We start from the raw sequence: 18,059 nt of genomic DNA, 5'->3' as shown, positions 1-18,059 counted from the left end.
ACTGCAAGGGGGACCTTGTGGGAGAGTAGGACACCGCCGGACTCCTTTTAGTAAGATCAGAGAGCCCCTTCTTCGGAAGGGGCTTTCTGCGTTTAACGCCCCGTCTGCAGGCGAGGCTCCGGGTTGGTAGAGTCGACCCTCACAACACAACAGCTGGCAGAGATTTTTAGGGAGTACCTCCGTGAGTGACCGAGACGACGACGACCGCAACGACCGTCCCCGACGCTCCGACGACTCCGGATCGGCTGCCGGCCGCCGACCGTCGAGTGGGCCTGGGGGCCCTCGACGCGATCAGCCGCGTGACTCTCGCCCGCCGCGCGGTGACCGTCCGTCGTACGGTGACCGACCGCAGCGGTCGGACCGCCCGTCGTCGGGAGGTCGGCCCCCGCGGAACGATCGTCCGTCGTCGGGGGATCGGCCGCAGCGCACCGATCGTCCTTCTTCTGGGGATAGACCCCAGCGCAGCGACCGTCCGTCGTACGGCGACCGCGCGGGTCGGGGCGAGCGCCCCACGTACGGTGACCGTCCTCAGCGATCGGATCGCGCCTCCTCGGGGCGTAGCGGCGGGGGAGACGATCGTCGCGGCGGTGGTGCCCCGCGCGGTGGTGGCGCTCCTCGCTCCGGGCGTGACTCGTTCCGCCCCCGCGAGACCCCCGAGGATCGCGACCCGTTCGGCATCAAGTCGGTGCGCCCGCCTCAAGACGTCGCGCATGTGCCCGACGACGTGGAACCCCGCGACCTCGACAAGGTCGCCCGCGGTGAGCTCAAGACCCTGAGCAAGGACAACGCCGACTGGGTCGCTCGTCACCTCGTCATGGCCGGACGCCTCATCGAGGAGGACCCCGAGGAGGCGCACAAGCACGCTCTCTCGGCCGGTCGTCGTGCCGGTCGGATCGGCGTCGTCCGCGAGACGATCGCCATCACCGCCTACACGGTGGGTGACTACGCGATGGCGCTCCGTGAGCTGCGCACCTACCGGCGCATCTCGGGTCGCGAGGACCACCTCCCCCTGATGGTCGACAGCGAGCGCGGGCTGGAGCGCCCGGAGCGCGCGCTCGAGCTCGGTCGCTCCGTGGACCCGGCGACCCTGGACGTGCCGGTGCGCGTGCAGCTCGCCATCGCCATGTCGGGTGCTCGCCTCGATCTCGGTCAAGCGGAAGCCGCGCTCCGTGAACTAGAGATCCCTCAGCTCGACCGCTCCAAGGCCTTCTCGTACAGCCCCGACCTGTTCGACGCGTACGCGACGGTGCTCGACGATCTCGGCCGAGAGAGCGAGGCCGACGAATGGCGGGCACTGTCCGAGCGGGCCTCCGACGCCATCGATCGACACCTGCAGGGTGACGACGGCGAGACGATCGAGATCGTCGAGGAGGACCTCGAGTGGGAGGACGACTCCGCGGAGGAGGCTCCCGCCGAGGAGGACCTCGAGTGGGAGGACGACTCCGCGGAGGAGGCTCCCGCCGAGGAGGCTTCTCTGGAGGAGGCTCCCGTGGAGGAGGCTCCCGTGGAGGAGGCTCCCGTGGAGGAGGCTCCCGTGGAGGAGGCTCCCGTGGAGGAGGCTCCCGTGGAGGAGGCTCCCGTGGAGGAGCCCGCTCCCGCCGACGAGACCTCGACAGACGACGAGGGCGACCGTGGCTGACGGCCCCGCACCGCTCGACGGTGTCGACACCGTCCTGGCCGATCTCGACGGCGTCGTCTACCGGGGCAGTCAGGCCATCGAGCACGCGGTCGAGTCCCTGACCACCATCGCGGAGACGCTCCGAGTCGGCTACATCACGAACAACGCGTCGCGCACGGCCGCTGCTGTCGCGAACCAGCTGAGCGGCTACGGTCTGGAGGTGACCGCGGACGACGTGGTGACGTCCCCGCAGGCGGCTGTGCGCCTCCTCGGCGACACCGTGCCCGCAGGCTCGACGGTGCTGGTGGTGGGCGGCGAGGGGCTGACCTCCGTGCTCGAGGAGAACGGCTACGTCGTGACCCGCTCAGCGGACGACGAGCCGGCCGCCGTCCTGCAGGGCTTCAGCCCCGAGGTGGGCTGGGCGCAGCTGGCCGAGGCGTCGTTCGCGCTGCACCGCGGCATCCCGTGGATCGCCACGAACACGGACTGGACCATCCCGCAGGAGCGCGGCATCGCTCCCGGCAACGGCACGCTCGTGTCGGCCGTCCACACGGCCGTCGGGCGCCTGCCCGAGGTCGCCGGCAAACCCGAGACGCCGATCTTCACGGCTGCCGTCGAACGCTTCGGCGCGACGAAGGCGCTGTTCATCGGCGACCGGCTCGACACAGACATCATCGGCGCCAACCGCGCCGGGCTGCTCTCCGCGCTCGTGCTGACCGGCATCGACGGTGCGAAGGAGCTGCTGTCCGCCGACGCCGCGTCACGACCCGACTTCATCGTCGGCGACCTGCGCGAGCTGCAGCAGCCGTATCCCGAGGTCGTCGAGCACGACGAGGACGACGTCCACGTCGTCAGCGTCCGGAACGCGAGCGTGGCGGTGCGCGGGCACGTCGTCCGGGTGCTCTCGCCCGGCACCGACCCCACCGATCTCGTCCGAGCCGGCACCGCAGCGGTCTGGGGCACGAAGCGCGCCATCTACGCCCTCGACGTCGACCCCGCCCTGCACGCGGCTGACTAAGGTGGACGCCACCATGAGCGAGGACCACGAGACGACGGTGCCGACCACGGACCAGACGGAGGCGGTCGAGGGTCTGGAGGCGCGCCTCCTGCAGATCGAGCAGCAGCCTCTAGGTGACCGTGCGGCGGCGTTCGGCGAGGTCCACGACGAGCTGCGAGACGTCCTCGAAGGCGCCGCGGCGGACGGGCCGGAGGGCTCGTGAGCGACGCGACGACCCCCGCCGCGGAGGGGGAGCGCCTGGACTCCGCGCTCGCCCGGCGCGGACTCGCCCGATCGCGCACGCATGCGGCCCGGCTGCTCGCCGACGGTCTCGTGTCGATCAACGGCTCGGGCGTGCTCAAAGCCTCGACCCGCGTGTCCGAGGCCGATCGCGTCGAGGTCGCCGGGCTCGACCACTACGTCAGCCGAGCCGCCCACAAGCTGATCGCCGCACTCGACTCGTTCGGCGTCGACCCGGCCGGTCGCACGGCTCTCGACGTCGGAGCGTCGACCGGCGGTTTCACCCAGGTGCTGCTCGAACGCGGGGCGCGGCACGTGATCGCGCTCGACGTCGGGCACGGCCAGCTGGCTGCCGGCGTGCGCTCCGACCCGCGCGTGACGACCGTCGAGGGCGTCAACGCGCGGTACCTGACCCGTCCGCAGCTGCGCTCGATGTCGGCCGAGTCCGCGTCGATCGACCTCGTCGTCGCCGACGTCTCGTTCATCTCGCTGACGATGGTGCTGCCCGCGCTCGTCGAGAGCGCTGGTGTGGACAGCGAGTTCGTTCTGCTGATCAAGCCGCAGTTCGAGGTGGGACGACAGGGCATTCGCGAGGGCGTCGTGCACGACCCCGGGTTGCGGAACGAGGCCGTCACGACGGTGATGTGGGCCGCGCACGACCTGGGGCTCGGCACCGCCGGGCTCATCCCCTCACCGGTGGTGGGAGGCGCGGGGAATCAGGAGTACTGCGTCCGCTTCTCGGCCTCCGCCGGGACGAATCCGACAGAATGGCTCAGCACGGCCGACAGCTTGACGGGAGCGTGAGAGACATCACTTCGACTAGGCACATCCTCGTCGTCTCGCACACGGGGCGACGCGACTCGATCGACGCCGCCCTCGTGGTCTGCGGGCTGCTCGCGGCGGCCGACGTGGTCCCGGTGCTGCCCCACGACGAGTTCGACGACATCAAGGCGGCCGAACCGGGTCTCGGGCGCGTGGGCATCCTCGGCGACGACGTGAGCTGCGACGATCTCGAGTGCGTGATCGTGCTGGGCGGCGACGGCACCATCCTGCGTGCCGCCGAGCTCACCCGGGGCACCTCGGCGCCCATCGTCGGCGTCAACCTCGGTCACGTCGGGTTCCTCGCCGAGAGCGAGCGCGACGAGATGACCGACACGGTGCGGCGCGTGCTCGCCCACGACTACGACGTCGAAGAGCGCTTCGCCCTCGACGTGACCGTCACCAACGGCAGCGAGATCGTCTACCAGACCTGGGCGATGAACGAGGCGACCGTCGAGAAGGCGTCGCGTGAGCGGATGCTCGAGGTCGTCATCGAGGTCGACGGTCGGCCCCTGTCGTCGTTCGGCTGCGACGGGGTCGTCATGTCGACCCCGACCGGCTCGACCGCGTACTCGTTCTCGGCCGGCGGCCCCGTCGTCTGGCCCGAGGTGCAGGCGCTGCTGCTGGTGCCGCTCAGCGCTCACGCGCTCTTCGCCCGCCCCCTCGTGGTGGGCCCCGACTCCGTGCTCGCCGTCGAGGTGCTGAACCGCACCGAGGCGAAGGGCATCCTCTGGTGCGACGGTCGGCGAGAGCACGACCTGCCGCCGGGCGCCCGCGTCGAGTGCACGCGGTCGACGCAGCCGGTCCGTCTGGCGCGTCTGCGCCAGGGGCCGTTCACCGACCGGCTCGTCGCGAAGTTCCACCTGCCGGTCACCGGCTGGCGCGGTCCGGATCAGGCGGCCACCTCGTGATCGAGGAGATCTCGATCCGCGATCTCGGCGTGATCGGTCGCGCCACCCTTCCGCTCGGACCCGGCTTCACGGCCGTCACCGGCGAGACGGGCGCAGGCAAGACCATGGTGGTGACGGCTCTGGGGCTGCTGCTCGGCCAGCGCGCCGAGAGCGGCATCGTCCGCTCGGGCAGCGGTCAGGCCGTCGTCGACGGGCGCTGGCTGGTCGCCGCCGACGGGCCGGTCGTCGATCGGGTGACCGAGGCCGGCGGCGACGTCGACGACGGCGAGCTGCTGCTCAGCCGCGTCGTCTCGGCCGAGGGTCGCAGCCGCGCCATCGTCGGCGGTCGTGCCGCACCGATCGGAGTGCTCGGAGACCTCGCCGACCACCTCGTCGTCGTGCACGGGCAGTCCGAGCAGATCCGCCTCAAGTCGGCAGCCGCCCAGCGCGCCGCCGTCGACGCCCACGGGGGAGCGCCGCTCGCCGAGGCCGCCGCGTCGTACCGCGTCGCGTACGACGCCTGGCTGGCCGCGCGTGCCGAGCTGGACGAGATCACCCGCGACCGCGACGCCCGCCGGGCCGAGGCGGACGACCTGCGGGCGGCCATCACCGAGATCGAGGGTGTCGCCCCTGTCGCCGGCGAGCTCGACGAGCTCGACGCCACCGCCGAACGCCTGAGCAACGCCGAAGACCTGCGTCTCGCCGCGGGGCTCGCCCACGAGATCCTGTCGACCGAGGCCGTCGACGGCACCCGCGACGTCCTCGGGCTCGTGGAGGAGGCCCGCCGGCAGATCGATCGCGTCGCACCCCACGACCCGGCCCTCGGGCCGATCGCCGATCTGCTCGCCGAGATGAGCGTGCAGGTCTCCGAGACGTCGTCTCGGCTCTCGAGCTACCTCGGTGGTCTCGACGGAGACGCGGCCGGCGATCTCGAGGCCGTTCAGACCAGACGCGCCGATCTGTCGGCGCTCGTCCGCCGTCACGGCCCGACCCTCGACGACGCCATCCGTCTGCTCGACGACGGCAGCCGTCGTCTGCTCGAGCTCGACGGCGACGACGACCGCCTGGCCCAGCTCGACGACGAGGTGCGCGAGTTCCGGGCCGAGGCGGAGACCAGGGCGACGCGACTGACCGAGCTGCGCCGCGCCTCCGGAGCGGACCTGTCCGAGCGCGTCAGCGCAGAGCTCGGAGCCCTCGCCATGACGGGCGCCGAGATCGTCGTCGAGGTGACGCCCCGCGACGAGCTCGGAGCCTCCGGGGCCGACGTCGTGTCGCTGCTGCTGCGGCCGCACCCCGGCAGCGAGCCCCGACCGCTCGGCAAGGGCGCGTCGGGCGGCGAGCTGTCGCGCGTCATGCTCGCCCTCGAGGTCGTCATGGCCGGATCGAGCGAGGTGCCCACCTTCGTGTTCGACGAGGTGGACGCCGGCGTCGGCGGCTCGGCCGCGATCGAGATCGGGAGGCGGCTCGCCGCCCTGGCCGATCGCGCGCAGGTCATCGTCGTGACGCACCTCGCCCAGGTCGCCGCGTTCGCCACGAACCACCTGCGGGTCGTGAAGGACGCCTCGGGCGAGGTCACCGCGAGCAGCGTCCAGCAGCTCGAGGGCGACGACCGGGTCGCCGAGATGGCGCGGCTGCTCTCGGGGCTGCCCGACAGCACGAGCGGGCTCGACCACGCCCGCGAACTGCTCGACCTGGCACGAGACCGAGCCGACACACGTTCGTAACACCCCGTGGCTGGTCTGCGCCCCGCTCGTGACATAGGATGGAATCCCGTGGTGAACGTACAGAACTCGGGCCCTGATTCCTCTTCGATCGACGGGGGCGGCCCTTCTGACGCCGCCTCGTCGGGCCGCGCCGGCCTCACGAGCGACTCGGTGACACCCTCCGTCACGAAGCACATCTTCGTCACCGGCGGCGTGGTCTCGTCGCTCGGCAAGGGCCTCACCGCCGCCAGCCTCGGCAACCTGCTGACCGCCCGCGGACTCCGCGTCGTGATGCAGAAGCTCGACCCGTACCTCAACGTCGACCCGGGCACGATGAACCCCTTCCAGCACGGTGAGGTCTTCGTCACCGACGACGGCGCCGAGACCGACCTCGACATCGGGCACTACGAGCGGTTCCTCGACATCAACCTCGATCAGGCCGCGAACGTCACGACCGGCCAGATCTACTCGACCGTCATCGCGAAGGAGCGCCGCGGCGAGTACCTGGGCGACACCGTGCAGGTGATCCCGCACATCACCGACGAGATCAAGCGCCGCATGCGTCAGCAGGCCGAGGGCGACCTCAAGCCCGACGTGATCATCACCGAGGTCGGCGGCACGGTCGGCGACATCGAGAGCCAGCCGTTCATCGAGTCGGCCCGTCAGGTGCGTCACGAGCTCGGTCGCAAGAACGTCTTCTTCGTGCACGTCTCGCTCGTGCCGTACATGGGCGCGTCGGGCGAGCAGAAGACCAAGCCGACGCAGCACTCGGTGGCGGCTCTCCGCTCGATCGGCATCCAGCCCGACGCCCTCGTGCTCCGCAGCGACCGTCCCGTCAGCGAGAGCAACAAGCGGAAGATCGCTCTGATGTGCGACGTCGACGAAGACGCCGTCGTCAACGCGAAGGACGTCGCGAGCATCTACGACATCCCCACCATGCTGAACGAGCAGGGCCTCGACGCGTACATCATCCGTCACCTCGGTCTCGACGAGAAGGCCGGCGAGGTCGACTGGTCGGGCTGGCAGACCGTGCTCGACGCCGTGCACCAGCCCAAGCACGAGGTGACCATCGGCCTGGTCGGCAAGTACATCGACCTGCCCGACGCCTACCTCTCGGTCACCGAGGCGCTGCGGGCCGGGGCGTTCGCGCACCAGGCCAAGGCGAAGCTCGTGTGGATCCCCTCCGACGACTGCGAGACCCCCGAGGGAGCGGCCGCCGCGTTGTCGCAGGTCGACGGGATCTGCGTGCCCGGCGGCTTCGGCATCCGCGGCATCGAGGGCAAGCTCGGCGCCCTGCGGTTCGCCCGCGAGAACAAGATCCCCGCGCTCGGCCTGTGCCTCGGTCTGCAGTGCATGGTCATCGAGTACGCGCGCAACGAGGCCGACCTGGCCGGCGCCTCCTCGTCCGAGTTCGACCCCGAGACCGAGTTCCCCGTCATCGCGACGATGGCGGAGCAGGTCGACATCATCGCCGGCGGCGACCTCGGCGGCACCATGCGCCTCGGCCTGTACCCGGCCGCGCTGACACCCGGTTCGCTGGCGGCCGAGCTGTACGGCTCCGAGCTGGTCGACGAGCGTCACCGCCACCGCTACGAGGTCAACAACCAGTACCGTCAGCAGATCGCCGACGCCGGCCTGCGCTTCTCGGGCACGTCGCCCGACGGCACCCTGGTCGAGTACGTCGAGCTCGACCGCAGCGAGCACCCGTTCTACATCGGCACGCAGGCGCACCCCGAGCTGCGGTCGCGCCCGAACCACGCGCACCCGCTGTTCAGCGGTCTCGTCGAGGCGTCGCTCGAGCGTCAGAACTCGAGTCGGCTGTTCGCCGACGACGCGGACGACGCCGGCCAGGCCGGTCAGGTCGGTCACGTCGACGCCGAGACGGTCGGCGCATGAGCGAGCTGCTCGCCGACGAGGCCTTCGAGCCCGAGATCACGTCGTCCGACGTCGTCTTCGAGGGAGCCGTCTGGAACATCCGCCGCGACGCGTTCGACTACGACGGCTCGACGATCGTCCGAGAGTACGTGGCCCACACCGGCGCCGTCGCGATCCTCGCCGTCGACGACGAGGCGCGTGTGCTCGTGATCCGGCAGTACCGGCACCCGATCCGGTCGCGCGAGTGGGAGCTCCCCGCCGGTCTGCTCGACGTCGACGGCGAGCCGAAGCTGGCCGCCGCTCAGCGCGAGCTCGCAGAGGAAGCCGACCTCGCGGCGACCGACTGGCGCGAGCTCGTGACCTTCCGCACGACCCCCGGCGGCAGCGACGAGACGGTGACGGTCTTCCAGGCGACGGGCGTCTCGGCCACCGAGACGGCGTTCGCCCGCGAGGCGGAGGAGGCCGACATCGAGGTGCGCTGGGTCGCCCTCGACGACATCGTCTCGGGTGTGCTCGCCGGCCGGCTGCAGAACTCCATCCTCGCCATCGCCGCGCTCGCGGCCCACGCCTCGCGCTGACCGCGCACCGACGGCCCGGTCTCGCATGACCACGATCGAGGAGGCGGTCGACCGGTACCTGAGGCACGTCACCGTCGAGCGGGGTCTCTCCGCCAACACGGTGGCGGCCTATCGACGCGACCTCGCACTGTGGCAGGGGCATCTCGAGGAGGCGCACCGCGCCTCCCCGGGGGACGTCACGGTCGCCGACGTGGCCGCGTTCCCGGTCGCGCTCTCGACTCGCGCCGAGAGACCGCTCGGTGCGGCGAGCGTCGCCCGCGTGCTGTCGTCGGTCAGGGGGCTGCACCGGTTCCTGCTCGAGGAGGGCCTGGTCGAGACCGACGTCGCCGCGACGACGCGTCCGCCCAAGCTGCCCGGTCGCCTGCCGAAGGCGATCTCGGTCGCGCAGATCGAGGCTCTGCTGGCCGCGACCGATGGCGACGACCCCGTGCGGGTGCGCGACAAGGCCCTGCTCGAGGTGCTCTACGCGACCGGGGCACGGGTGAGCGAGGCGGTGTCGCTCAACGTCGACGACGTCATCGAGGGCGACGTCGTCCGGTTGTTCGGCAAGGGCGGCAAGCAGCGCATCGTGCCGCTCGGCAGCTTCGCCCGCCGTGCTCTCGACGACTACCTCGTGCGCGCACGCCCCGGGTTCTCGGTGCGGGGCGAGGCGACGCCGGCGCTCTTCCTCGGCGCTCGCGGCGCTCGGCTGTCGCGTCAGAACGCCTGGCTGGTGATCCAGGCGGCCGCCGAGCGGGCCGAGCTCGACGTCGACGTCTCGCCGCACACGTTCCGCCACTCGTTCGCGACGCACCTGCTCGAGGGCGGCGCGGACGTGCGGGTGGTGCAGGAGCTGCTGGGTCACTCGTCGGTCGCGACCACGCAGATCTACACGCTCGTGACGGCCGACGCGCTGCGCGACATGTACTCGCAGGCGCACCCCCGGGCGCGTCGGCGGACTCCGCGCCCTACCGCGGCACCTGGTGTCTGACCAGGTAAAACCCTCAGGCAAGGCATGAACCTTCTTCGCCCTCGGGTCGGGCGCGGCAGACCGCCGGTGTCGGGGGTCGCCGTTACCATCGTCGTGTGAGCACCAAGCCGACATCGAGCACACCCGCCCTCTTCGAGGCCGCTCCGTCGACCCCGGCGTCGACCGGGCCGGTCAACGGCCCCACCGGTCGCCCTCGCACCGAGTTCGCCGTCCCCGAGCGTCTCGACGGTCACGGCCCGGCGCGCATCATCACCCTCTGCAACCAGAAGGGCGGTGTCGGCAAGACCACGACGACCATCAACCTCGGCGCCTCGTTCGCCGAATACGGCCGTCGCGTGCTCGCCATCGACTTCGACCCCCAGGGCGCCCTCACCGCGGGGCTCGGCGTCCAGGCCCACGACCAGGCCACGGTCTACGACCTGATGATCGGCACCGAGCGCGACGCGCACGCGGTCATCGTCCCCACCCGAGTCGAGAACCTCGACGTCATGCCGGCGAACATCGACCTCTCTGCCGCCGAGGTGCACCTGGTCAACGAGGTCGCCCGCGAGCAGATCCTGGCCCGCATCATCCGTCAGGTCAGCGACGAGTACGACGTCATCCTGATCGACTGCCAGCCCTCGCTCGGTCTGCTGACCGTCAACGCGCTGACCGCCGCGCACGGCGTGCTCATCCCGCTCGAATGCGAGTTCTTCGCCCTGCGCGGTGTGGCCCTGCTGGTCGAGACGATCGAGAAGGTCCGCGACCGTCTCAACCCCGCCATCACGCTCGACGGCATCCTGCCCACCATGTTCGACTCGCGCACGCTGCACAGCCGCGAGGTGCTCGAGCGCGTGGTCGAGGCGTTCGGCGACGAGGTGCTCGAGACCGTCATCGGCCGCACCGTGAAGTTCCCCGACGCGTCCGTGGCCGGCACCCCCATCACCCAGTTCGCCCCCGAGCACCCGGCGGCCCAGGCCTACCGGCAGTTGGCCCGAGAGCTGATCGCGCGTGGTGCCGCGGCCTGACGCCAGCGTCGTCACCGACGCCCTCTCCGCCCCCGATGCCGTCGGCACCGGGTTCGCGGTCACGCTGTCGAACTTCAGCGGCCCGTTCGATCTGCTGCTGACGCTGATCGGCAGACGTGAGATGGACGTCACCGAGGTCGCGCTGAGCGCCGTCACCGACGAGTTCATCTCGTACCTCAAGACGGTCGACACCGGCGAGAACCTCGATCAGGCGAGCGAGTTCATCGTCGTCGCCGCGACCCTGCTCGATCTCAAGGTCGCCGGTCTGCTGCCTCAGGGCGAACTCGTCGACGCCGAAGACGTCGCGCTGCTCGAGGCGCGCGACCTGCTCTTCGCCCGGCTGCTGCAGTACCGGGCGTTCAAGCAGGCCGCCGAGTGGTTCGGCGAGCACGGCACGGCCGAAGCGGCCCGGCACGCTCGATCGGTGCGGCTCGAGCAGAAGTACCGGGTGACGACCCCCGAGCTCGTCTGGACGCTCAGCCCCGACGACTTCGCCGCCCTCGCGACCCTCGCGCTCGCCCCGCGCGAGCTGCCGACGGTCGGGCTCGACCACCTGCACGCCCCGCTCGTCAGCATCCGCGAGCAGGCGGCCGTCGTCGTCTCGATGCTGCGAGACCGCGGCACCCTGACCTTCCGCGAGCTCGTATCGGGCGTCGACGAGCGCGGCGTCGTCGTCGCGAGGTTCCTGGCACTGCTCGAGCTCTACCGGCACGCCGTCATCTCGTTCGAGCAGATCGAGCCGCTCGGCGAGCTCAGCGTCCGATGGACGGCGCTCGACTGGAACGACGAGGCTCTCGACAGCCTGGGGGCCGACTATGACGACTGAGGCGACCGGCACTCGCGAGGCGACCCGCGCCTCCTCGGGGACCCGCGCCTCATCGGGGCAGGGCGCCGTGTCGGGGCAGGCGATCGCCCGCTCGCTCGAGGCGATCCTGATGGTGGCCGACGAGCCGCAGTCGCTCGTGTCGCTCGCGACCGCGGTGGGTGCTCCGACGGCGGCGGTGCGCCAGGCCGTCGAGTCGCTCGTGGCGGACTTCGACGGCGCCGACGGCGGCACGCGGCGCGGATTCGAGCTGCGCGAGGTGGGCGGCGGCTGGCGATTCTACGTCCGCCCCGAGTTCGACCCGGTCGTCCGCGATTTCGTGCTGACGCAGAACCCGTCCAGACTGTCGCAGGCGGCTCTCGAGACGCTGGCGGTCATCGCCTACAAGCAACCCATCACCCGCAGCAGCATCGCGCAGATCCGCGCGGTGAACGTCGACTCGGTCGTACGCACGCTGCTCGGGCGCGGTCTCATCACCGAGTCGGCCACCGACTCCGAGACCGGAGCCATCACCTACGAAACGACGGAACTCCTGTTGACCCATCTCGGCCTCAATTCACTCGATGAGCTGCCGCTCATCTCCCCGCTGCTCTCCGACGGTCAAGAAGGGTTCGACGATGTCGCCTGAGAACGAGTCCGAGCTGCCCTCGGGCGAGCGCCTGCAGAAGGTCATGGCCGCGGCGGGCGTGGCCTCGCGTCGCGTCTCCGAAGACCTGATCGCCGCCGGCCGGGTCACGGTCAACGGCAAGGTCGTCACCGAGGCCGGTCGACGCATCGACCCCGACAAAGACAAGGTCGTCGTCGACGGCAGCGCCGTGCAGCTCGACACGACGCGCCGCTACGTCATGCTGAACAAGCCCGTCGGCGTGGTCAGCACGCTGAGCGACGAGAACGAGCGACCCGACCTCCGTCAGTTCACCAACGAGTTCGAAGAGCGCCTCTTCAACGTCGGCCGCCTCGACGTCGAGACCTCGGGTCTGCTGCTGCTGACCAACGACGGCGAGCTGGCCCACGTGCTGGCGCACCCCTCGTTCGGTGTCACCAAGACCTACATCGCGAAGGTGCGCGGCGTCATCACGCCCAACGTCATCGCCCAGCTGCTGTCGGGCGTCGAGCTCGACGACGGCCCCATCTCCGCCGACAAGGCCGCGCTCGTCGGCGGCGGCGCGGGGCTGTCGCGCTCGAACGACTCGTCGCTGATCGAGATCACGCTGCACTCGGGTCGCAACCGCGTCGTCCGCCGCATGCTCGAGGCCGTGGGCCACCCCGTCATCGACCTCGTGCGCCGCTCGTTCGGGCCGCTGCACCTCGGCACGCTGAAGGTCGGCCACATGCGCACGCTGAACAAGGCCGAGCTCGGGGCGATCCTCACGATCGCGCGCGACGCGACGCCCTCGCCCAGGGTCGACGCCGCCCCGGTGACCGAGAGCGCCGATGCGCCTGTCGTCGAGGCCGACGTGGTCGAGGTCGCCCTCGACGACGACGAGGTCGAGAAGGAGTTCTACGACGAGGACGACGAGGAGTTCGACCCCGCGACCGACGCCCGCGACGCCAAGCGCCGCCGAGGCCCGTCGGGCTTCAAGGGCGACACCGGTGCCGCCACGTCACGACGCTCGGAGGTGCGCCGCCAGCAGGCCGGCCGCCGCGAGACGCGCGACGACCGCGGTGCCGGCGGGGCCCGACCGGCTCGTGACGACCGTGGTGGGTACGGCTCGCGTGACGAACGTGGGGCTCGGCCGGCTCGTGACGACCGCGGTTACGGCTCGCGTGACGACCGTGGCGCCCGCCCGGCTCGTGACGACCGCGGCTACGGCTCCCGTGACGACCGCGGTGGTTACAGCAGCAGCCGAGGAGGCGCGGCGCAGGGTGGATCCGCCCGTGACGACCGCGGTGCGCGACCTGAGCGTGGTGGCTACAACCGCGATGACCGCGGTGCGCGGCCCGAGCGTGGAGGCTACAACCGTGATGACCGCGGTGCGCGCCCCGAGCGCGGTGGCTACAACCGTGACGACCGTGGTGGCCGACCCGAGCGTGGCGGCTACGACCGCGACGACCGTGGTGCCCGGCCCGAGCGCGGTGGGTACAGCCGTGACGACCGTGGTGGGCGCCCCGAGCGTGGCGGACGCCCGGACGGCGGCGGACGCCCGGATCGCGGCGGCTTCGTGTCGCGCGACGACCGTGGCGGCCGACCCGGGCGCGGCGGCTTCGTCTCGCGTGACGACCGTGGCGGGCCCGGAGCTCGCGGCGGCGACCGTCCGCTGAGCCCCGGCGAAGAGCGTGCGGCGGGCTACCCGAACCGCGACCAGAACCGAGACCCCCGCACCGGGCGTCCCTCCGGTGTCCGCGCCGGCGGCCCGGGTCGTGGCGGCCGTGAGGACCGCAGCGGCGACCGCGGCGGTTACCAGGGCCGCGACGACCGCGGTGCCGAGCGCGGTGGCTACCAGGGTCGTGACGACCGTGGTGCCGAGCGCGGCGGTTACCAGGGTCGCAGCGACCGTGGTGGCGAGCAGCGCGGTGGAGACCGTGGCGGTTACCAGGGTCGCAACGACCGTGGTGGATACCAGGGACGCGACGGCGGCTCCTCCGAGCGCGGCGGCTACCAGGGTCGGAACGACCGTGGTGGCGAGCAGCGCGGCGGAGACCGTGGCGGCTACCAGGGTCGCAACGACCGTGGCGCCGACCGCGGCGGCTACCAGGGACGCGACGACCGTGGCGGCTCGCGTGGCGGTCCCGCTCGTGACGACCGCGGCGGCGACGACCGTCGCGGCGGGTCGCGCGGCGGCGACCGTCCGTACAAGCCCCGTGGCGACGACGGAGGGCGTGGTCCTCGCGGGGGTGGCCGGTCGTGACCGAGCCGACCCGCGCCTCCTCGGCTGACGCGGTCGGCATCGACGAACAGACCGACGAGCAGGCAGACGCCCACGACCTCGCCGACGGCAGCCGACGGTTGGCCGGTCAGGTGCGGATCGTGGGCTCCGGCCTGCTCGGCACGAGCATCGGGCTGCGGCTCAGGCAGCACGGCGTCGACGTCATCCTCGACGACGTCTCGCCGGCCGCCCGCAGCCTCGCCATCGACTACGGCGCGGGTCGCGCACCCGCGAACGACGACCGGCCGACGCTGGTCGTCGTCGCCGTGCCGCCCGACGTCACCGCGACCATCGTCGCGACCGAGCTCGAGAGGTTCCCGGAGGCGCTGGTCACCGACGTCGCGTCGGTCAAGGTCGCGCCCCTGGTCGAGCTGCGAGCACTCGGGGCCGACGTCTCGCGCTACATCGGTTCGCACCCCATGGCCGGTCGCGAACGGGGCGGAGCCGTCTCGGCCCGCGCCGACCTCTTCATCGGCCGCCCGTGGGTCATCGCCGGGCACGACGACATCACCTACCGACGCGCCGCGGCCGTGGAAGACCTCGCCCTCGATCTCGGGGCCACCCCGATCGAGATGACCCCCGACGAGCACGACGCCGGCGTCGCGCTCGTCAGCCACGTGCCCCAGGTCGTCGCCAGCCTCATGGCCAGCCGACTCGCCGACGCCCCCGACTCGTCGCTCGACCTCGCCGGCCAGGGCGTGCGCGACGTCACCCGCATCGCCGCCAGCGATCCGGCGCTCTGGGTGCAGATCCTCGGGGCGAACGCCTCGCGCGTCGTCGAGGTGCTGCGCGCCCTGCGCGTCGACCTCGACGGGGTCATCGGCGCGCTCGCCGCCCCCGAGGCGCCCGGCGCACGCCGGGCCGTGGCCGAGGCGATCGGCGCCGGCAACGGGGGAGTCTCGCGCCTGCCCGGCAAGCACGGCTCGACGACCCAGTTCAGCTCGGTGATCGTGCTCGTCGACGACACCCCGGGGCAGCTCGCCCGGCTGCTCACCGAGATCGGTGAGATCGGCGTCAACCTGGAAGACCTGCGCCTGGAGCACTCGCCCGGCGCCCCGGTAGGACTCGCGGAGGTGGCCATCGTGCCCGACCAAGAACAACGACTCGTCGCCGAACTCGAACGGCGCGGCTGGACCATCGCGGGGGCGTTCGCATGAGCGGCACCGAGCCCACCGTCGACCCGGGCGTCGACCCCGCCGTCGACCCGGCCCTCGACGTCGAGCGCTCGCCCGGCGAGCACGGCGTGGGCGGGCCGGCCGGCGAGGCCCACACCGCCGAGCTGCGCGACGAGACCGCCGAGGCCGTGCACCGTCACCTCGTGGTGGCCGTCGACGGCCCGGCCGGCAGCGGGAAGTCGAGCGTGAGCCGCGCCTCCGCGTCGGCCCTCGGGTTCGACTACCAAGACACAGGGGCCGCCTACCGGGCCTTCGCCCTGCACGCCCTCGACAGCGGCGTCGACCTCGACGACGCCGAGGCGATCATCGGGGTGCTGCCCTCGTTCCGGTACGACATCACGATCGACCCGGCCCGCGCCTCCTCGGTGACGATCGACGGTCGCGACGTGACGGACGAGATCCGGACCCCGCGGGTCACCACCGCCGTGAGCCACGTCGCGAAGCTGCCGGAGGTGCGTCGGTACATGGTCGACCTCTTCCGCCGCATCATCGCGTCGACCGAGAAGCCCGGCATCGTGACCGAGGGGCGCGACATCACGACCGTCGTCGCACCCGATGCCCAGGTGCGGATCCTGCTGACGGCGACCGAAGAGGCTAGAATGGCCAGGCGTTCCGCCGAGGTCACCGGGCAGAGTGCCGATGAGACAGCTCGGCAGCTGTCGAACCGTGACCGGCTTGACAGCAAGGTCGTCGACTTCATGACCGCCGCCCCCGGCGTGTCGACCGTCGACTCCACCCATCTCGACTTCGACCAGACGGTGAACGCCGTGGTCGGGCTCGTGCGAGCGAGCACCCCCTCTTAATAAGGAATCACCATGGCAGACGACGACAAGTACCCCGAGCTCGACGAGCAGATGGTCGGCCGCATCCAGGCGATGCCCGACGAAGACGCCGACCAGCGCGCTCGCGCACTGCGCGCCGGCCTGGCCGACTACGACCTCGACGAAGAAGACGTCAACGTCCTCGAGGGCGGCGAATGGGACCCTGACGCCCTCACCTACGCCCCGGCCCTGCCGGTGCTCGCCATCGTCGGTCGCCCGAACGTCGGCAAGAGCGCCATGGTCAACCGGATCCTCGGGAGGCGCGAGGCCGTCGTCGAAGACAAGCCCGGCGTCACGCGCGACCGCGTCTCGTACAAGGCCGAGTGGGGCGGGCGTCGCTTCACCCTCGTCGACACCGGCGGGTGGGAGCCCGACGCCATCGGCATCGACAAGTCCGTCGCCATGCAGGCCGAGATCGCCGTCGACCTGGCCGACGCCGTGCTGTTCGTCGTCGACGTGAACGTCGGAGCGACCGCCACCGACGAGGCCGTCGTGCGCATGCTGCGCGCCTCGCACAAGCCCGTCATCCTCGTCGCCAACAAGAGCGACGACGCCCGCAAGGACCTCGAGGCCGCATCGCTCTGGTCGCTCGGTCTCGGCGAGCCGTTCCCCGCCTCGGCGGTGCACGGTCGCAACGTCGCCGACCTGCTCGACCTCTGCATGACGAAGCTGCCCGCGGTGTCGACCGTGGCGAAGGAGGAGATCGGCGGGCCCCGCCGCGTCGCTATCCTCGGTCGCCCGAACGTCGGCAAGAGCTCGCTGCTGAACAAGGCGGCCGGCGAAGAGCGCGTCGTCGTCAACGAGCTCGCGGGCACGACCCGCGACCCCGTCGACGAGCAGGTCGAGATCGCCGGGCGCGTGTGGACCTTCGTCGACACCGCCGGCATCCGCAAGCGCGTGCACCTCCAGCAGGGCGCCGACTTCTACGCGTCGCTCCGCACGTCGGCCGCGCTGGAGAAGGCGGAGGTGGCCGTCGTCGTCATCGACGTCACCGAGTCGATCTCGACTCAAGACCTGCGGATCATCGACCTGGTGCTCGAGTCGGGCCGCGCGCTCGTGCTCGCGTTCAACAAGTGGGACCTCCTGGACGACGACCGTCGCCGCTACCTCGAGCGCGAGATCGAACAAGACCTGGATCACGTGTCGTGGGCGCCGCGCGTCAACATCTCGGCCCGCACCGGTCGCCACCTCGAGAAGCTCGTGCCCGCGCTCGAGCTCGCCCTCGAGTCGTGGGACACCCGCATCCCCACCGGGAAGTTCAACGCCCTGCTCGCCGAGCTCGTCGCCGAGCACCCGCACCCGCTGCGCTCGGGCAAGCAGCCGCGCATCCTGTTCGGCACCCAGGCGGCCAACCGCCCGCCGACCTTCGTGCTCTTCACGACCGGGTTCCTCGACCCGCAGTACCGCCGCTTCATCACGCGCCGCCTGCGCGAGATCTTCGGCTTCGAGGGGACGCCGATCACCGTGAACATGCGCGTGCGCGAGAAGCGCAAGCGCGCGTAGTCGGGCTGGGCGCTCGACGCCAGAAGGTGGACACGACGCCGGGTTTTAGCCTGGTGCCGTGTCCACCTTCTGGCGTTGTGGGGCTGCGGCGGTGTGGGGCTGGGCGTCGGTGATACGCCCCCACCTTGTCGACACCCCGCCATCTGATCTGGTGGCGGGGTGTCGAGTCGGTG

The 18,059-nt window shown here is 71.4% G+C and carries 15 protein-coding genes and 1 pseudogene; all 16 read left to right on the top strand.

All coding sequences use genetic code 11. The features are described from left to right. The first annotated feature begins 712 nt into the window (after positions 1–712). A complete protein-coding gene (locus SOM13_RS14670) occupies positions 713–1,639 on the top strand; it encodes a hypothetical protein (protein ID WP_320480134.1) in 927 nt (308 codons plus the stop codon). Then, positions 1,632–2,636: an HAD-IIA family hydrolase gene (locus SOM13_RS14665; protein ID WP_243215668.1), complete on the top strand. Its 1,005-nt coding sequence runs from the start codon at positions 1,632–1,634 to the stop codon at positions 2,634–2,636. Before SOM13_RS14670 ends, SOM13_RS14665 begins: the two co-directional genes overlap by 8 nt. Before the next feature lie 13 nt (positions 2,637–2,649). After that, the gene (locus SOM13_RS14660) at positions 2,650–2,838 is read left to right on the top strand and encodes a hypothetical protein (RefSeq protein ID WP_320480133.1); all 189 of its coding nucleotides are present in this window, start codon (positions 2,650–2,652) and stop codon (positions 2,836–2,838) included. Next, positions 2,835–3,659 (top strand): TlyA family RNA methyltransferase, encoded by an 825-nt coding sequence (locus SOM13_RS14655; RefSeq protein ID WP_192060569.1) that lies wholly within the window; start codon positions 2,835–2,837, stop codon positions 3,657–3,659. Before SOM13_RS14660 ends, SOM13_RS14655 begins: the two co-directional genes overlap by 4 nt. Then, positions 3,623–4,585 carry an NAD kinase gene (locus tag SOM13_RS14650; RefSeq protein ID WP_320477340.1) on the top strand — a complete coding sequence of 321 codons (963 nt, stop codon included), beginning with the start codon at positions 3,623–3,625 and terminating at the stop codon, positions 4,583–4,585. Before SOM13_RS14655 ends, SOM13_RS14650 begins: the two co-directional genes overlap by 37 nt. After that, a complete protein-coding gene (gene recN, locus SOM13_RS14645; RefSeq protein WP_243215671.1) occupies positions 4,582–6,288 on the top strand; it encodes a DNA repair protein RecN in 1,707 nt (568 codons plus the stop codon). The genes SOM13_RS14650 and recN overlap by 4 nt, the downstream gene beginning before the upstream one ends. A gap of 150 nt (positions 6,289–6,438) precedes the next feature. Next, positions 6,439–8,163, top strand: a complete 1,725-nt coding sequence (locus tag SOM13_RS14640) for a CTP synthase (RefSeq protein ID WP_192060566.1) — start codon at positions 6,439–6,441, stop codon at positions 8,161–8,163. Beyond that, entirely contained in the window at positions 8,160–8,720 is a 561-nt protein-coding gene (locus tag SOM13_RS14635) for an NUDIX domain-containing protein (RefSeq protein WP_243215672.1), read from the top strand. Before SOM13_RS14640 ends, SOM13_RS14635 begins: the two co-directional genes overlap by 4 nt. A gap of 25 nt (positions 8,721–8,745) precedes the next feature. Continuing rightward, the gene (gene xerD / locus SOM13_RS14630; protein ID WP_320477336.1) at positions 8,746–9,690 is read left to right on the top strand and encodes a site-specific tyrosine recombinase XerD; all 945 of its coding nucleotides are present in this window, start codon (positions 8,746–8,748) and stop codon (positions 9,688–9,690) included. A gap of 95 nt (positions 9,691–9,785) precedes the next feature. Beyond that, positions 9,786–10,697 (top strand): ParA family protein, encoded by a 912-nt coding sequence (locus SOM13_RS14625; protein ID WP_192060563.1) that lies wholly within the window; start codon positions 9,786–9,788, stop codon positions 10,695–10,697. Continuing rightward, positions 10,681–11,523 carry a segregation and condensation protein A gene (locus SOM13_RS14620; protein WP_192060562.1) on the top strand — a complete coding sequence of 281 codons (843 nt, stop codon included), beginning with the start codon at positions 10,681–10,683 and terminating at the stop codon, positions 11,521–11,523. The genes SOM13_RS14625 and SOM13_RS14620 overlap by 17 nt, the downstream gene beginning before the upstream one ends. Next, entirely contained in the window at positions 11,513–12,148 is a 636-nt protein-coding gene (gene scpB, locus SOM13_RS14615; protein WP_320480132.1) for an SMC-Scp complex subunit ScpB, read from the top strand. Before SOM13_RS14620 ends, scpB begins: the two co-directional genes overlap by 11 nt. Further along, positions 12,138–12,920 (top strand): annotated as a pseudogene (locus tag SOM13_RS14610) (pseudouridine synthase); the annotation flags it as partial. The gene scpB and the pseudogene SOM13_RS14610, both read left to right, overlap by 11 nt. Before the next feature lie 1,487 nt (positions 12,921–14,407). Beyond that, positions 14,408–15,544 carry a prephenate dehydrogenase gene (locus tag SOM13_RS14605; RefSeq protein ID WP_320480135.1) on the top strand — a complete coding sequence of 379 codons (1,137 nt, stop codon included), beginning with the start codon at positions 14,408–14,410 and terminating at the stop codon, positions 15,542–15,544. Beyond that, entirely contained in the window at positions 15,541–16,365 is an 825-nt protein-coding gene (gene cmk / locus SOM13_RS14600; RefSeq protein WP_197981877.1) for a (d)CMP kinase, read from the top strand. The genes SOM13_RS14605 and cmk overlap by 4 nt, the downstream gene beginning before the upstream one ends. Positions 16,366–16,437: 72 nt before the next feature. Continuing rightward, positions 16,438–17,886: a ribosome biogenesis GTPase Der gene (gene der / locus SOM13_RS14595; protein ID WP_371740743.1), complete on the top strand. Its 1,449-nt coding sequence runs from the start codon at positions 16,438–16,440 to the stop codon at positions 17,884–17,886. Positions 17,887–18,059 lie beyond the last annotated feature (173 nt).

It is taken from the genome of Frigoribacterium sp. CFBP9030, assembly GCF_034045195.1.
In the GTDB taxonomy this organism is placed as follows: domain Bacteria; phylum Actinomycetota; class Actinomycetes; order Actinomycetales; family Microbacteriaceae; genus Frigoribacterium.
The sequence above is the reverse complement of the archived record's forward strand: the minus strand, read 5'-3'. Positions and strand labels throughout refer to the sequence as shown.

Bases quoted from the DNA above. Each gene is read 5' to 3' on its own strand.
- SOM13_RS14660 (WP_320480133.1), top strand. From the start codon at position 2,650: ATGAGCGAGGACCACGAGACGACGGTGCCGACCACGGACCAGACGGAG.
- SOM13_RS14650 (WP_320477340.1), top strand. From the start codon at position 3,623: ATGGCTCAGCACGGCCGACAGCTTGACGGGAGCGTGAGAGACATCACT.
- SOM13_RS14635 (WP_243215672.1), top strand. From the start codon at position 8,160: ATGAGCGAGCTGCTCGCCGACGAGGCCTTCGAGCCCGAGATCACGTCG.
- xerD (WP_320477336.1), top strand. From the start codon at position 8,746: ATGACCACGATCGAGGAGGCGGTCGACCGGTACCTGAGGCACGTCACC.
- scpB (WP_320480132.1), top strand. From the start codon at position 11,513: ATGACGACTGAGGCGACCGGCACTCGCGAGGCGACCCGCGCCTCCTCG.
- cmk (WP_197981877.1), top strand. From the start codon at position 15,541: ATGAGCGGCACCGAGCCCACCGTCGACCCGGGCGTCGACCCCGCCGTC.
- der (WP_371740743.1), top strand. From the start codon at position 16,438: ATGCCCGACGAAGACGCCGACCAGCGCGCTCGCGCACTGCGCGCCGGC.